The 15,334-nt window shown below is 59.3% G+C and carries 17 protein-coding genes; 2 read left to right on the top strand and 15 right to left on the bottom strand.

The annotated features are described in order from the left end of the window. Positions 1 to 57: 57 nt before the first annotated feature. The gene (locus U6037_RS08835) at positions 58 to 879 is read left to right on the top strand and encodes a cytochrome c (protein WP_322847297.1); all 822 of its coding nucleotides are present in this window, start codon (positions 58 to 60) and stop codon (positions 877 to 879) included. Between the two features lie 119 nt (positions 880 to 998). Here U6037_RS08835 and U6037_RS08830 read toward each other — a convergent pair whose 3' ends face one another. The 10 genes from U6037_RS08830 to U6037_RS08785 all read right to left on the bottom strand — a co-directional run bounded on the left by U6037_RS08830 (position 999) and on the right by U6037_RS08785 (position 10,188). Beyond that, the gene (locus U6037_RS08830; protein ID WP_322846456.1) at positions 999 to 1,802 is read right to left on the bottom strand and encodes a transglutaminase family protein; all 804 of its coding nucleotides are present in this window, start codon (positions 1,800 to 1,802) and stop codon (positions 999 to 1,001) included. Further along, on the bottom strand, positions 1,799 to 2,749 hold the full coding sequence (locus U6037_RS08825) for an alpha-E domain-containing protein (protein ID WP_016982907.1): 951 nt from the start codon (positions 2,747 to 2,749) through the stop codon (positions 1,799 to 1,801). Before U6037_RS08825 ends, U6037_RS08830 begins: the two co-directional genes overlap by 4 nt. A gap of 12 nt (positions 2,750 to 2,761) precedes the next feature. Then, a complete protein-coding gene (locus tag U6037_RS08820; RefSeq protein ID WP_016982906.1) occupies positions 2,762 to 4,171 on the bottom strand; it encodes a circularly permuted type 2 ATP-grasp protein in 1,410 nt (469 codons plus the stop codon). Positions 4,172 to 4,657: 486 nt separating this feature from the next. Then, positions 4,658 to 5,005, bottom strand: coding sequence for a ribonuclease E inhibitor RraB (locus U6037_RS08815; RefSeq protein ID WP_007914059.1), 348 nt, complete (start codon positions 5,003 to 5,005; stop codon positions 4,658 to 4,660). A 210-nt stretch (positions 5,006 to 5,215) separates the two neighbouring features. Next, positions 5,216 to 5,449 carry a hypothetical protein gene (locus tag U6037_RS08810; RefSeq protein ID WP_007914057.1) on the bottom strand — a complete coding sequence of 78 codons (234 nt, stop codon included), beginning with the start codon at positions 5,447 to 5,449 and terminating at the stop codon, positions 5,216 to 5,218. Positions 5,450 to 5,668: 219 nt separating this feature from the next. After that, positions 5,669 to 6,544 (bottom strand): polyamine aminopropyltransferase, encoded by an 876-nt coding sequence (speE, locus tag U6037_RS08805; protein ID WP_016982904.1) that lies wholly within the window; start codon positions 6,542 to 6,544, stop codon positions 5,669 to 5,671. Between the two features lie 230 nt (positions 6,545 to 6,774). Next, entirely contained in the window at positions 6,775 to 6,966 is a 192-nt protein-coding gene (locus U6037_RS08800; RefSeq protein ID WP_007914053.1) for a PLDc N-terminal domain-containing protein, read from the bottom strand. Positions 6,967 to 7,037: 71 nt separating this feature from the next. Continuing rightward, the gene (locus U6037_RS08795) at positions 7,038 to 7,568 is read right to left on the bottom strand and encodes a hypothetical protein (RefSeq protein ID WP_322846455.1); all 531 of its coding nucleotides are present in this window, start codon (positions 7,566 to 7,568) and stop codon (positions 7,038 to 7,040) included. Between the two features lie 165 nt (positions 7,569 to 7,733). Then, on the bottom strand, positions 7,734 to 8,252 hold the full coding sequence (locus U6037_RS08790; RefSeq protein ID WP_322846454.1) for an ankyrin repeat domain-containing protein: 519 nt from the start codon (positions 8,250 to 8,252) through the stop codon (positions 7,734 to 7,736). Between the two features lie 97 nt (positions 8,253 to 8,349). Next, the gene (locus U6037_RS08785) at positions 8,350 to 10,188 is read right to left on the bottom strand and encodes a long-chain-acyl-CoA synthetase (RefSeq protein WP_322846453.1); all 1,839 of its coding nucleotides are present in this window, start codon (positions 10,186 to 10,188) and stop codon (positions 8,350 to 8,352) included. Between the two features lie 391 nt (positions 10,189 to 10,579). Between U6037_RS08785 and U6037_RS08780 the strand changes: the two genes are divergently transcribed. Next, the gene (locus U6037_RS08780) at positions 10,580 to 10,858 is read left to right on the top strand and encodes a DUF3509 domain-containing protein (protein ID WP_008080936.1); all 279 of its coding nucleotides are present in this window, start codon (positions 10,580 to 10,582) and stop codon (positions 10,856 to 10,858) included. 206 nt (positions 10,859 to 11,064) lie between these two features. Here U6037_RS08780 and mtnC read toward each other — a convergent pair whose 3' ends face one another. The 5 genes from mtnC to aroC form a co-directional block, all read right to left on the bottom strand. Continuing rightward, positions 11,065 to 11,748 carry an acireductone synthase gene (gene mtnC, locus U6037_RS08775; protein WP_322846452.1) on the bottom strand — a complete coding sequence of 228 codons (684 nt, stop codon included), beginning with the start codon at positions 11,746 to 11,748 and terminating at the stop codon, positions 11,065 to 11,067. Between the two features lie 4 nt (positions 11,749 to 11,752). After that, positions 11,753 to 12,298: a 1,2-dihydroxy-3-keto-5-methylthiopentene dioxygenase gene (locus U6037_RS08770; RefSeq protein ID WP_007914042.1), complete on the bottom strand. Its 546-nt coding sequence runs from the start codon at positions 12,296 to 12,298 to the stop codon at positions 11,753 to 11,755. Between the two features lie 94 nt (positions 12,299 to 12,392). Further along, entirely contained in the window at positions 12,393 to 13,019 is a 627-nt protein-coding gene (locus U6037_RS08765) for a methylthioribulose 1-phosphate dehydratase (RefSeq protein ID WP_122605423.1), read from the bottom strand. Next, positions 13,016 to 14,161 carry an MFS transporter gene (locus U6037_RS08760; protein ID WP_322846451.1) on the bottom strand — a complete coding sequence of 382 codons (1,146 nt, stop codon included), beginning with the start codon at positions 14,159 to 14,161 and terminating at the stop codon, positions 13,016 to 13,018. Before U6037_RS08760 ends, U6037_RS08765 begins: the two co-directional genes overlap by 4 nt. A gap of 31 nt (positions 14,162 to 14,192) precedes the next feature. After that, positions 14,193 to 15,284 carry a chorismate synthase gene (gene aroC, locus U6037_RS08755; protein ID WP_322846450.1) on the bottom strand — a complete coding sequence of 364 codons (1,092 nt, stop codon included), beginning with the start codon at positions 15,282 to 15,284 and terminating at the stop codon, positions 14,193 to 14,195. Between the last annotated feature and the right edge of the window lie 50 nt (positions 15,285 to 15,334).

Genomic DNA, 15,334 nt, shown 5'->3' with positions numbered 1-15,334 from the left:
GACTGGCCCGCTACCCGGGCCAGCGTGGCTGTGCCAACCTTTGCGCACTCCCACGACATGGACGGCGATCATTTTAAAGCGCTCATCGTATTCGGGGCCATGCTGCTGAGCATGCCCTTGTCTGCCGCACAGTTGGATCTGCAACTGGGCGCAAACAGCCGCACCTGGCAGACCGAGGAATTACTCAAGCATCCTCAGGTACAAACACTCACAGTCAAAAACGATGTGTCCTACAAGAAGGACATGACCTATCGCGCCGTGCCCGTGGCTGCGCTGCTGACCGGGATCAAACCGCAAGATCACCTGCAAGCGGTGGCACTGGACGGGTTTGCCGCAGAACTGGCTGCAGCACCGCTGCTCAATACACAAGGCGCACGGGCCTGGCTGGCCATTGAGGATCCGGCTCAGCCGTGGCCAGCGCTGTCAGAAGGCAAGCACAGTGCCGGGCCGTTTTATCTGGTGTGGACTGATCCGCAGGCTGGCAATATCAGCCCGGAGCAGTGGCCGTTCGAAGTCGCGAGCATCAAGCGCATGGCGCCGGTGGCCGAGCGCTTCCCTGCCCTGTTGCCAGACCCTGCGTTGAAGGCGGATGACCCGGTGAATCGCGGGTTTGCGCTGTTTCAGAAGAATTGCCTGGCGTGTCACCGCTTGAACGGCGCGGGGGATGCGCAGTTCGGACCGGATCTGAATATTCCGTACAATCCGACCGAGTATTTCGGTGCGGACTTCCTCAAGCGTTACATTCGCGATCCGCAGAGCTTGCGTCAGTGGCCGCAGGCGAAGATGCCGGGGTTTTCGGTGGAGGTGTTGCCGGATGGCGATCTGGAATTGCTGGTGGGATATCTCAAGCACATGGCCGGACGCAAAGTTAAGCCCTGAACATATTTCCTTGTAGGAGTGAGCCTGCTCGCGATAGCGGTGTATCAGTCAGGACATTTGTAACTGTCAGACCGCTATCGCGAGCAGGCTCACTCCTACAAGGGTTTTGTGTTAGCCCGTTACTGTTGTTGCACGGAGATAACCGGCGTCGGCGAGACGAACACTTTCGCATGCATCTGCTCGCACCCGCCGCCACGGCGCATGCCACGCACCGGGCAGGCGTCGAGGTAATCCAGACCCACCGCCAGCTTCAGATGCCGTTCCGGCCGTGCCAGTTCGTTGGTCACGTCAAAGCTGTACCAGGCGTCATCCAGCCAGGCTTCTGCCCACGCGTGGCTGGCCAGATGCTCGCAATCTTCGCTATACAAATAGCCCGACACATAACGCGACGGCACGCCCAGACTGCGCGCGCAGGCCAGAAACGCGTGGGCGTGATCCTGGCAAACCCCGGCGCGCCCGGCGAAAGCTTCAGCGGCGCTGGTATCAACTTCCGTCGAGCCCGGCGTGTAGGTCATGTGCTGATTCAAACCGTGCATCAAATCGATCAACGCCGTGCGATCCCGGCGCTGTTTGCAAGATTTCTCGGCGAACGCTCGCAGTGCTTCGTCGGCTTCGGTCAGCCGGGTAAAGCGCAGGAACGGCAGCGCTGACTGGCTTTCGTGTTCAGCCTCGCGCAACTCATCGATATCGACCTGTCCGCGCGCGCCAATGATGATCGCCTCGTGCGGTTCATCCATGGTCAACACGTGCAGGATATTGCCGAACGGATCGAGTTGCGCGCGCACCGGGCGCGGCAGGTCGAGCTGCCAGCTCAGTACGTGTTGGCGCTCGCTGTCGTGGGGTGTGAGTCGCAGGTACTGGATGCTCGCGCGCACCTGATCTTCGTAGTGATAGGTGGTCTCGTGGCTAATGGAGAGTCTCATGCAGCCTCCAGGTAAGAACTGTGAATGGCGTTACCCAACTGGCGCACCAGCGGGATGAATTCGGTCAGCCAGGCGTGCAGGCCTTCCTCGAGAATTTCATTGATACCGGTGTAGCGCAGACGTGCGTCCATTTCCGCCGCCAAGCGCTGTGCGGGGCGGCCGTTAGCGCCCGGCAGTTGCGCAAGAATCTGGTCGATCTCCTCAGTGCAGGCCCTTAGCGAACGCGGTACATCGGCACGCAACAACAGCAACTCGGCAACATGCCGGGCGCCGGGCGCATCGCGATAGATTTCGGTGTAAGCCTCGAATGACGACAGCGCGCGCAGCAATGCACTCCACTGGTAATAGGCGTGGGCCGTGCCATCGCTGACCGCTTCGGCCTGATCACCGGCCATCTCATAACGCGCATCAAGCAGTCGCAGCGTGTTGTCGGCGCGCTCGATAAAGGTGCCGAGGCGAATAAAGCGAAAGGCATCGTTGCGCATGATCGTGCCGTAGGACGCACCACGGAACAGGTGCGAACGTTCCTTGATCCACTCGCAGAAACGGCTCATGCCGTAGCGGCTGAGGCCCTGTTCGGCGATCCCGCGAATCTCCAGCCACGTCGAATTGATGTTTTCCCACATGTCCGCCGTGATGCGCCCGCGCACAGCGTGTGCACTGGCTCGCGCCGCGCCGAGGCAGCTGTAGATGCTCGCCGGGTTGGCCGCATCAAGGGCGAAAAAATGCAGCAGGCGCTCGGCATGCAGTGCGCCGTGACGTTCCAGATAATCGTCGAGGGTGCCGGTGATCAGCAGCGGCATGGCCAGCTCGTGCAAACCATCGCCGCGACCGTCCTGCGGCATCAGCGACAGCGAATAACTGATGTCGAGCATCCGCGCGAGGTTTTCCGCCCGCTCCAGGTAACGCGACATCCAATACAGATCCGAGGCAGTTCTACTTAACATGGCAAGCTTCCTTCAATCCTCGACCACCCAGGTGTCCTTGGTCCCACCGCCCTGTGATGAGTTCACCACCAGAGAGCCTTCACGCAGCGCCACACGGGTCAAACCGCCAGGCACCACACGGGTTTCGCGACCGGACAAGACAAACGGACGCAAGTCGATATGGCGCGGCGCGATGCCGTTTTCGACAAAGGTCGGACAGGTCGACAGCGACAGCGTCGGCTGTGCGATGTACGCGTGGGGCTTGGCCTTGATCCGCTCGCGGAACGCGTCGATTTCCGCCGTCGTCGACGCCGGACCCACCAGCATTCCGTACCCGCCGGAGCCTTGGGTTTCCTTGACCACCAGATCTGGAAGATTGGCCAGCACATGGGAAAGTTCAGACGGATTGCGGCACTGCCAGGTCGGCACGTTCTTCAGGATCGGTTCTTCGTCGAGATAAAAACGGATCATGTCAGTGACAAACGGATACACCGATTTGTCGTCCGCTACGCCGGTACCGATGGCGTTGGCCAGCACCACATTGCCCGAGCGATAGGACGACAGCAGCCCCGGCACGCCGAGCATCGAGTCCGGGTTGAACGCCAACGGATCGAGGAATGCATCGTCGAGGCGGCGGTAAATCACGTCCACCGCTTTCGGGCCGTCGGTGGTGCGCATGAAGACTTTGTCGTCACGCACGAACAGATCCGCGCCTTCGACCAGTTCCACGCCCATTTCCCGCGCGAGAAACGCGTGCTCGAAGAACGCACTGTTGAAGCGCCCCGGCGTCAGCACCACCACGCTTGGGTCATCTATCGGACTTGAGCTTTTCAGGGTATCGAGCAACAGGTTCGGGTAGTGATCGATCGGGGCGATACGTTGCGCGGCAAACAGCTCCGGAAACAGGCGCATCATCATTTTGCGGTCTTCGAGCATGTAGCTCACGCCGCTCGGTGTACGCAGGTTGTCTTCGAGTACGTAATAAGTGCCGTCGCCATCACGCACCAGATCGACGCCGGAAATATGCGAATAGATATCGCGGTGCAGATCCAGCCCCTGCATCGCCAACTGATATTGCTCGTTGGCCAGCACCTGTTCGGCGGGAATGATCCCGGCCTTGATGATGCGCTGCTCGTGATAGAGGTCGGCGAGGAACATGTTCAGCGCCTTGACCCGCTGGATGCAGCCGCGCTCGACGATCCGCCATTCACTGGCGGGGATGCTGCGCGGAATGGTGTCGAAAGGAATCAGCCGCTCTGTGCCCTGCTCGTCCCCATAGAGCGTGAAAGTAATCCCGGCGCGATGGAACAGCAGATCGGCCTCGCGTCGCCGTTGGGCCAACAGCTCGTCAGGCGTGTCGGCCAGCCATCGGGCGAACTCCCGGTAATGCGGACGAACCTGGCCGCCGGCATCGTACATCTCATCAAAATAGGTGCGGATCATGCCGTACTCCTTGTCACCCGGACCTACAGGCCTTCGCAAGGCCCGTGCCATCGGCATAAACGCTTTGATTTCAATCGGTTGGATATTCACGCCACAGGCGCCGCACCATTCCTGTGCGGCAAATGCCCCAACCGGATTGCCCCCGCTTCATTGCGACGCACTGCATCGCCTATCACCAGCATAGTCAGAGTTGATTTCACTGCCCGGCGCTGCCTGCGGATAATCCGCGCATTCGCTGCAAAACTTCACCGCGGACAGCGCCGCGAAGTCGCCAGCTCAACTGACCTGGACTGCTCCCGCAGCCCGCCCCGCTGTAACCCTGACCGGTTTCCTCTCCTTATCGGTCTTCCCTTTTAGCCACCCTCTCCGGTGGCTTTTTTTTGCCCTGGATTCTTGTTTCAGGGTTTTGCCGCAGCGTTTATGGACACCAGAAACGACAACGGCCAACCCGAAGGTCAGCCGTTGCTCGATTGTCGCTGCAAGAGATCAATTCAAACGGTGGCGGTTGCGCACCTCCTGTTTCACACCCCAGCCTTCGATAATGCCGCCCAGCGGTTCGACCACGGCAGAGAAACCCTGCTCAAAGTCGCCGATATCGTCATACGTCGCATACATCACCTTGCTCAATTCCAGCGCCCACGCACCGTCATCACGCACGCTGACCTGGGCATTGATGGATTCACCGCGAAATTTGCCTGCCGCCCTGCGCGCCCGCTCCTCGTCCGGGAAAATGGCGTAGAACTCGATGGGATGGAATCGGGAAAAATCGAAACCGCCTTCTTTCATGCGGCGCAGAACATTGCTGCTGATGTCTTCTTGATAGGCTGTGCTCATGAATCGTCCCCCTCGCATAGATGGATAGACTTTCCGTATTCCCGCCCCGGGCCTCTGGCCTAAGTACTACGGCAACGTGGTTGCACGCGGGAAACAAGCATGTAGCTGACAAGACCAGACCTTAGCGATCCGTTCGCTGATCTCGCTTGCAGAGTAGCCCCAAGTTAGAGCTGCTGCCAAGGCCTGGTGTTAAAGGTGACAGGAAGAATGTCAGATGGGAGTGATGCTGCGGATTTCAATGCTGTTCTGGGTTTTCAGGCTTTTCACGCCCGCATCGGCGGTGCGCCCTTCCAGATCGTTCAGGTCCAGTTCGGCGGCGACGGGCAGAAGCCGAGCCTTGATCAATCGAGCGGCCTCATCGTCGCTGGGGCATTCCGCGCGCTCGAACACCTCATCGACAATTTCACCATGATCGTCCACGAAAGTGACTTTCCACTTTTGCATCGGTGCCTCCTCGATCAAACCCGCAAATGGGCTTACACCTATCTCGACTGTGTACGCCGAAAGTTGGTTCAAAAGGATTACAGCGCACGAACATGAATAAAACGACATCTACTGTAGGAGTGAGCCTGCTCGCGATGTCGATTTCCCATCCAACGGTGATGTTGGTAGACAGACCGTAATCGCGAGCAGGCTCACTCCTACAAGTTTTGCAGCGATTATTTAATCGTTGCTTGGCTTGTTGATCGCTTGCAGCACGTACTGCGGCAAGGCGAAGGCGCCGATGTGGATTTCCGGGTTGTAGTAGCGCGTGACGATGCCGCTGCCGATGAAGCGCTGCTGCAGGGTTTCACGGCTGAGCTTGCGGTAGGCCGGGTTGGTCGAGCCCCAGGCGAAGGTCATCGAACCGCCGATGTAGGTCGGCACGGCCGCCTGATAGAAGTGCCAGTCCGGAAACAGGCTGTTGAGGCGACCGGCGGTGGTTTTCACTTCGTCGATCTGCATGAACGGCGTGCCGTTCTGGGTCACGAGGATGCCGCCCTCGTTCAGGCAGCGGTGGCAGGCCTGATAGAAGTTTTCCGAGAACAGCACTTCGCCCGGGCCGATCGGGTCGGTGGAGTCGGAGATGATCACGTCGAATTTTTCCGTGGTGGTGGCGACGAAACGCATGCCGTCGTCGATCACCAGGTTCAGACGCGGATCGTCGTAGGCGCCGCTGGAGTGGTTCGGCAGGAACTCTTTGCACATGTCGACCACGGTGCCGTCGATCTCGACCATGGTGATGTGTTCAACGCCGGCGTGCTTGGTCACTTCGCGCAACATGCCACCGTCACCGCCGCCAATGATCAGCACGCGTTTGGCGCTGCCATGGGCGAGGATTGGCACATGCGTGAGCATTTCGTGGTAGATGAATTCGTCGGCTTCGGTGGTCTGGATCACGCCGTCCAGCGCCATCACCCGGCCCATGCGCGGATTCTGGAAGATCACCAGGTGCTGGTGTTCGGTGCGCACTTCGTGCAGCAGTTTTTCCATGCGAAAACGCTGGCCGTAGCCTTCGTAGAGGGTTTCCAGGTACTCGCTGGTTTTGGTGACGGTCATGGTGAAGTGCTCCGATGAATGCGCGGGCGCCGATCGTGGGGACGATCGCCCGGGAAAGGCGCGCATTCTACGTTGCCGAAGATGACAGGTCGAACCTCACTTCATCAGCAACCCACAATCCTTGTAGGAGCTGCCGAAGGCTGCGATCTTTTGACGTTGATTTTTAAAAGCAAGATCAAAAGATCGCAGCCTTCGGCAGCTCCTACAGGGGTATTGCGGTGTTAGCTGATTCAGATCCGCACGTTGCCCCGCGGTCCGGCAATCGCCCAGATGATCAGGCCCAGCACTGGCAGGAGGATGATCAGCAGCACCCAGACGATTTTCATCCCGGTGGTTGCGCCGCTTTTCAACACGTTGATGATGGCCCAGATGTCGAGGGCAAGGATGATCAGGCCGATCAGACCGTTGAACGTGGAACCCATGGTGTCGCTCCAGAATAGTGGCATGCACTTTTAGGATAGACGGTCGCGCGCAGGGTTCCCTTTTATTGCGCTCAGACGTGAACGGCGACCTTCAAGGCTTCCAGCGAAGGAGCGGCGGTGATGCCGACTTCGGCGCACAACTCCAGCACGCGTGGCACGTCGTTGCCGAAGACCAGCACCATTTGCAGCTCATCGTCGAGCAACTGACTGAAGTTCATCAGCGTGTAACCGCCGTTTTCCTTGTTCATGCTGCTCATCTGCACCTGAATGCGATTAAGCGCGGTCAGCGCTTCGGTCTTGGCCAGTTGCTTGGGCTTGAGGTTGAAATCCACGCCCGGGCCAAACGAGGCGACGATCTGCGCGAACAGGTCAACGTAGGTGTCGGCCTGAAACAGCACGGTTTCCGGCAGGCTGCCGACCACCACCCACTCGCCCAACGGAATCGGGAAGGTGTCGTCGTAGTTGATGTCGGGGTTGGCGGTCAGAAAGGCGTCGGCATCGGCGTAGGCTTGCGCCGCTTCGTCGGCCACGTTCAGGATCTCGTCCTCGCCCATGCAGCCGGAGCTGATTTTGCTGATGAGTTCGACGAGTGCGGCTTTCATGAGGGCGGATCCTGTGGGAGGTGAAATTTGAGGGCGCGGAGGATAACGCAGAAAGCAAAAGATCGCAGCCTGCGGCAGCTCCTACAGGTAAAGCGTTCGTCCGCGAAATGGGCGGCAAACGCAATCATTGTAGGAGCTGCCGGAGGCTGCGATCTTTTGATCTTATCAGCCCAACAATGTTTCCAGTTGCGCGGTGGTATCGACCGCGCCCATGGTGCGCGCCGCGTCCAGCGCGGTCACGCCATTGGCGTCCTTGGCTTGAGCGTTGGCACCTTTGCTGATCAGGTAATCAACGATTTCAACACGGTTGAACATCGCCGCCATCATCAACGCCGTACGTCCATCGAACGACGAGCCTTCGATCTCGGCCCCGGCCTCGACGAGCGCCTTGACCACCGCCAGATCACCTTTGAATGCCGCACCAGCAATCGGGCTCTGACCGTTGCCATTGCGCATTTCCGGGTCAGCCTTGTGTTTAAGCAGTACGTTCACCGCATCGACATGGCCGTAATAGCTGGCCAACATCAGCAGCGTGTCACCCTTGCTGTTCTTCAGGTTCACCGGCAAACCAGCGGTGACCAGGCGATCGAGCATCTCGGCATCACCGTCACGCGCCTTGTTGAAAACCTGCTCGGTGAATTCGGCAGCTTCTTCAGGGGTCATCTGGCGGCTTTGGTCGGACATGGGGCAACTCCACTTTCGGTCAATCGGAAAGCCGACAGTTTCCCGAGCGAGACGGTGGCTGTCACCCCCTTTTTCTCAAGCTGTCTCATAGCCAGATTCAATAACGATGTTTGCCCTGATGAATTTCCGCCAGCACCTCATCGGTCACCCGAACGTAAGTCTGCGTGCCGGGCAGCCAGGCGTAGATCGGATCATCGCCCGTCTGGCCCGGGTCGAAGCCTTCATTTTTTAGTCGGGTTTTCTGGTATTTGAAGGTGCCTGTGGTTTCCATTTTCACCTTCACCCGCAGAAATAACGGCACCGCGTAGGCCGGCATGCGTTCGCGGGCGAAGGTCAGCAACTCGGCGAAATCCAGCGTCGCGAGGGACTCCGCCGGCGTGATTGCCGCCATGCCGGCGCGGCCGTTGGTATTGCGGATTTCCACGCCATACGCCACCGCTTCGGAGATGTGCGGATGTTGCAGCAACAGGTTTTCGACTTCAGTGGTTGAAACGTTTTCGCCCTTCCAGCGATAGGTATCGCCGAGCCGATCAACGAATTGTGCATGGCCGAACCCGATGTTGCGCAGCAGGTCACCGGTGTTGAAGAAGCGGTCGCCCTTGGTAAATACGTCGTGCAGCACAACCTTGGCGGTTTTCTGCGGATCGGTGTAGCCGTCCAGCGGCGCCTTCTCGTCGATTCGCGCCAGCAACAGGCCCTGCTCGCCCTTGCCGACCTTGCGCATGAAACCGTCGGAACTGCGCAGCGGCTCACCGCTGTCATGGTCGTAGGCCACCAACTCCCAGGCCATCAGGGAAAAACCGATGGTGTTGTCGAAGTTGAGAATGTTGGTGAAGCCGATGTTGCCGTCGCTCGCCGCGTACAACTCACAGATGTGATCGACCGCAAAGCGCGTTTTGAACTCGGCCCAGGCGCCGGGGCGCAAGCCGTTGCCAATCATCTTGCGCACGTCGTGGCGGCTGTCATCGGCGCTGGCCGGTTGATCGACCAGATAACGGCACAGCTCGCCGACATAGCCGATGGTAGTCGCGCGGTAGCGGCGCACGTCAGTCCAGAACTGGCTGGCGCTGAATTTGCGCCGTATCGCGAAGCCCGAGGCGCCATTGACCGCCGAGCCCCAGCACACGCAAAGACCGGTGGCGTGATACAGCGGCAAGGTGCAGTAGACGACATCGTCGGGGCCCATGTTGAGGGCGATCATGCCGAAACTGGCGGAGCTGCGCATCCAGCGCCCGTGCTTGAACACGCCAGCCTTGGGCAGGCCGGTGGTGCCGGAGGTGTAGATGTAGAAACATGGATCGTCGAAAAACACCTGCTGACTGCTCGGCGGATTCTCGCTGGAAGCATCGGCACTGGCGCTGATCAGGTTCACGTAGCCTTCGGGCGCAATGCCCGGATGGCTATAGGTGTCCTGATCGGCGACAAACCAGGTGCGCGGCGCGGTAATCGCCACTTGGTCGCGAATCGCCGCATAAGCCGGAACCAGTTCTTCACCCACGACAATCGCCACCGGCGCCACCAGATTCACACTGTGGATCAGCGTGTCGCGAGTCTGCGAGGTATTGAGCAGCGCGCTGACCGCGCCGACCTTGGCCAGCGCCAGAATGGTCACCAGCAATTCCGGGCGGTTTTCAATAAACACCGCGACTACATCGCCCTTGCCGATGCCCTGTCCATTCAGATAGTGAGCGATGCGGTTGGCCCAGTGGTTGACCTGCGCATAGGTCAGCAGCACATCGCCCTGCAATAACGCCGGGCCCTCGGGATTGCGCAGCGTCGCTTGTTCGAATGTCCAGCCAAGGCCACAGCTTTGGGTCGGATCCGTGACTTTGGCCACCTTCATACCTTTGACCACCCGTGGGATGGCTTTGGCAATCATCGGCAGTTTGCGGAGCATCATGCCCCAGGTAATCGTGTCGCTTGGCGCGTGACTCATGGAAGCTCCCCGTTCGACCTTGGCGTGCAGGCCGATGTTTTTATTTTTCGGGCTTTGGCTTGAAGCAACCCGCGCATTCGAGTGCGGGTCGAGATCGAAAATACGTCAGCGCTTCTCGCGCTGTACACGCGGTTTTTGCAATGTTTTGTATCCACTGATGGGGGGAACGGCCGCGATGATCGCCGGGCAATCTATTGGTTCCGTCAATTCGACAACGATCCCGCAAAATGCAGGATGCACGATGGCCATTCATGCAGATTGCACGACCCCTGCAAATTGCATTGTTTTTAAGTTGTTGATTTATAAGAATTTTTTATTTAACAAATGCTGGCACAATCGCTGCAACCTCCTCTGCATGCTTGCCATTCAAGTGCATACGGAGCTGAAAGACATGAGCCTGATCCAAGAAAAATTTACCTCCCTGTTCTCCAACTTCGACGTCACCACTGCGCCACGTCCCGATGGCGGGATTCTGCTGACTCTGCGCAGCAGCGACGGCAAAGTGTTTAAACGCGCACTGACTTATCAACAACTGCATGCCGGCGACCAACTGTCGTGGGCGATCAGCGCGATTCGCCGTGACCTGGCCGAGCAAGCCAGTGAGCTGCCGCAGATCGCGATGCTGCAGAGCCAGCAGCGTTTTGCGCTGCCGACGTATCACTCGCTCTAACGCATAAACCGCTTTAAACAAAACAGGCCGTGGAGCTCTCGCTTCACGGCCTGTTTTTTTTGTGCGCGATTTATCGCGATCGCGATCTCAACTGCGATCGCTAACTCTTTGTAGGAGCTGCGGAACGCTGCGATCTTTTGATCCTGATTCTAAAAACAAGATCAAAAGATCGCAGCGTTCCGCAGCTCCTACAGGGATTGCGTGGGTTAGAAGGCTTCGGGTTCGATGCCGGTGAAGGTGTCGACGGTGATGTGGCTGCCCAGCTCGCCGCCTTCTCGGGCCAGGCCGCAGGTTTGCAGGCCGGCTGCTTGCGCGGCGTCGAGTTCTTCGACGATGTCTGAGAGGAATAGAATTTCCTCAGGCGCGACGCCAATCGCTTGCTGAATATTGGTGTACGACTGCGCCTCACGCTTGGGCCCCGACGTGGTGTCGAAATACCCGCTGAACAGCGGCGTCAAATCCCCCGCCTCGGAACAACCGAAAATCAGCTTCTGCGCCTGAATCGACCCCGATGAATACACAAACAGTTGATAACCCGCCGCATGCCAGCGTTGCAGCGCTTCGACCGCGTCCGGGTAAACGTGCCCTTTCAACTGCCCGGCGTGATAACCCTGGGCCCAGACCATACCTTGCAAGGCCTTGAGTGGCGTGGCTTTGCGATCCTCCTCGATCCAGCTCAAGAGAATTTCAACAACCCGTTCAACATCCGCCTGCGGTGCATTGCTGTCACGGCGCACGGCGTCGAGTTGCTCAGCAACATCGGCACGTTCGGCGTTCTGCCGAACGAAATCCGGCAGATGTCTGGCCGCATACGGAAACAGCACGTCAAACACGAAACTCACCGCGCTGGTAGTGCCTTCGATGTCAGTGACAATGGCTTTGATCGACATCGAATCAGTCCTCCAGACGCGGGAAACGGCCGGCGATGTCTTCGCCGGTGAAGTTGGCAACCCAGCCTTCAGGGTTGTTGAACAGGCGGATCGCCACGAAGTGCGGGTGCTCGCCCATGTCGAACCAGTGCTTGGTGCCGGCCGGTACCGAGATCAGGTCGTTCTTTTCGCACAGCACGGCGTAGACGTAATCGTCGATATGCAGGGTAAACAGGCCACGACCAGCGACGAAAAATCGTACTTCGTCTTCGCCATGGCGATGTTCTTCGAGGAACTTGGCGCGCAATTCGGCTTTTTGCGGGTGATCGCTGTTCAGGCTGATCACGTCGACGGTGATGTAACCGCGCTCGGTCATCAGCTTGTCGATCTGTTCCTTATAAGCGCTGATCACTTCTTCCTGGGTGGCGCCGGGCTGGATCTTCGCAGCGGCTTGCCAGCGGTCGAAACGCACGCCCTGCTCGGCCAGGGTCGAGGCGATGTCTTCGAAGTGGGTCAGCACCTTGTTCGGAATGTCAGGGCTGGATACGTGATAGACGGACAGGCTGCTCATTGGGGCAATTCCTCGGTATCGGCCTTGCCGTCCGGTTCTTGCAGACCGGTCGGGCACAGCATTTCATCAGGCAAATGGGCTGCTTCTGGTGAAGTCAGCCTTGGCGGTTCATGACGCTGCGGGTTTTCAACTCGCATTCAAACAGAAATTCAAAGGCCTCGATCTGCCGCAGCGCGTCGTTCATCTGCGCGCCCCAGGTGTAGAGGCCGTGGCCGCGAATCAGATAACCGACGCAATCGGGATGGGCGTCGAGCCAAGGCTGCACCTTGGCGGCGAGGCGTGCAATGTCCTGATCGTTGTCGAAAATCGGCACACGCACTCGCGATTCGTGGGTCGAGATGCCGCTGAAGGCTTTTTGCAGCTCGTAGTCTTCGAACTCGATGAAGTCTTCCGGGGTCAGGCGCGACAGCACCGTGGCATTCACCGAGTGGGTGTGCAGCACCGCGCCGATCTCCGACCGCCAGCTATACAGCTGAGTGTGCAACAGGGTTTCGGCGGACGGCTTTTTGCCTGGTTCCAGGCTGTTGCCCGACAGATCGGTGGCGAGCACATCGTCCAGGCCCAACTGGCCCTTGTGCTTGCCCGACACAGTCAGCAGCGCTTCGCTCGGCGACAGGCGCGTCGAGTAATTGCTGCTGGTGGCCGGCGACCAGCCGCGGCCATACAGAAAACGCCCGGCGTCGACGATTTGCTGGGCGAGTTGTTCACGCGTAAGGCTCATGGCCTGTCCTCTTGCATACGTGTGGCAATGATAACGGCAGCAGCGAGCGCCGCGAGACTGGCAATACTAAAGGTCAATGTTGCGCCGAGTGCATTCCAGCTGTACCCGGAATACAACGCGCCGAGCGCACCGCCGGTGCCGGCGAGTGCGGCGTACAGCGCCTGGCCCTGCCCTTGCTGACGCGCACCGAAGCTACGTTGCACGAAGGCGATGGCAGCGGCGTGAAAACTGCCAAAGGTTGCCGCGTGCAGAATCTGCGCGAACAACAGCACCCACAGGAACTCGGCGAACGAACCTAGCAGCAACCAGCGCAGCGCCGCCAGCAGAAAACTCGCCAGCAATACGCGGCGCAGGGAAAACCGCGCAAGAATCCGGCTCATGGCCATGAACATCAACACTTCGGCGACCACACCCACGGCCCAGAGCATGCCGATCGTGCCGCGTGTGTAGCCGAGTCGTTCCAGGTGCAAGGTGAGAAAGGTGTAATACGGGCCGTGGCTCATCTGCATCAGCGCCACGCAAGCGTAAAACGCCAGCACGCCGGGATTGCGCAGCTGTTTGAGAAAGCCATCGCCGCTCGGCCGATTGCCTTGCGGCGGTTGCGCGTTCGGCACCCACAAACTGCTAAGGACGATGCCGGCCATGATCAGCACCAGCGCCGCCGGGTAGATATCGAGGCTGAGCCATTCGAACAGCCGCCCCAGCGCGACCACGGTGATGATGAAACCGATCGAGCCCCACAGGCGAATCTGACTGTAGCGCGAGGTCTGCCCCTGCAAATGCGCCAGGGTGATGACTTCAAACTGCGGCAGCACCGCGTGCCAGAAAAACGCATGCAGCGCCATGACCATCGCCAGCCAGGCGTAGGTTTTGCTGACGAAAATCAGCGAGAAGGTCAGCAGCGTACACACCGCGCCGAAACGCACAATGGCCAAGCGTTTGCCGGTGTAATCACCGAGCCAGCCCCAGATGTTCGGCGCCACACAGCGCATCAACATCGGGATGGCGACCAGTTCACCGATCCGCGCAGGACTGAAGCCGAGGTGATCGAAGTACAGCGCCAGAAACGGCGCTGTCGAACCGAGCAAGGCGAAATAGAACAGATAGAAACTGGACAGCCGCCAGTACGGGAGCGCCGTCACGGTTATGCCGCGACGGCTTCAGAGCCTGCCATCAAAGCTGACCCAGCACCGGCGTGCTCACACGCACATCGGCGTTCTGACCACGGTGGCGCAGCAGATGATCCATCAGCACGATGGCCATCATCGCCTCGGCAATCGGCGTGGCGCGGATGCCGACGCACGGGTCGTGACGGCCCTTGGTGATGACGTCGACCGGATTGCCGTGAATGTCGATCGAACGACCCGGGGTGGTGATACTCGATGTCGGCTTCAACGCCAGATGGGCAACGATCGGCTGACCGGAAGAGATGCCACCGAGGATGCCGCCCGCGTTGTTGCTAAGGAAACCTTGCGGGGTCAATTCATCGCGGTGTTCGGTACCGCGCTGGGCGACCGAAGCGAAACCAGCGCCGATTTCCACGCCTTTGACGGCGTTGATGCTCATCAGCGCATGGGCCAGCTCAGCGTCGAGACGGTCGAAAATCGGCTCGCCCAGACCGGGCATCACGCCTTCGGCGACGACGGTGATCTTCGCCCCGACCGAGTCCTGGTCGCGACGCAATTGATCCATGTAGGCCTCAAGCTCAGGAACCTTGTCCGGGTCAGGGCTGAAGAAAGCGTTCTCTTCCACCGAATCCCAGGTCTTGAACGGGATTTCGATCGGGCCGAGCTGGCTCATGTAACCACGAATCACGATGCCCTGGGTGGCCAGGTATTTCTTCGCAATCGCACCGGCCGCCACGCGCATCGCGGTTTCGCGCGCCGAGCTACGGCCACCGCCACGGTAGTCGCGCTCACCGTATTTATGGTGGTAGGTGTAGTCGGCGTGGGCCGGGCGAAACAGGTCCTTGATCGCCGAGTAGTCCTTGGACTTCTGGTCGGTGTTGCGAATCAGCAGGCCGATCGAGCAACCGGTGGTGCGCCCTTCGAACACGCCGGAAAGGATTTCGACTTCGTCGGCTTCCTGACGCTGGGTGGTGTGGCGGCTGGTGCCCGGCTTGCGACGATCGAGGTCGCGCTGCAGGTCTTCGAGGGAAATCTCCAGGCCCGGCGGGCAGCCGTCGACAATGGCGACCAACGCCGGACCATGGCTTTCGCCAGCGGTGGTGACAGTGAACAACTTGCCGTAGGTATTGCCGGACATGCAGGACGCTCCGTGAAATCAAACCCAAATTCGTGATGCGCGCCAGTATA

The organism is Pseudomonas sp. B33.4, from assembly GCF_034555375.1.
Lineage (GTDB): Bacteria > Pseudomonadota > Gammaproteobacteria > Pseudomonadales > Pseudomonadaceae > Aquipseudomonas.
This window is presented reverse-complemented; position numbering and strand designations above follow the sequence as displayed.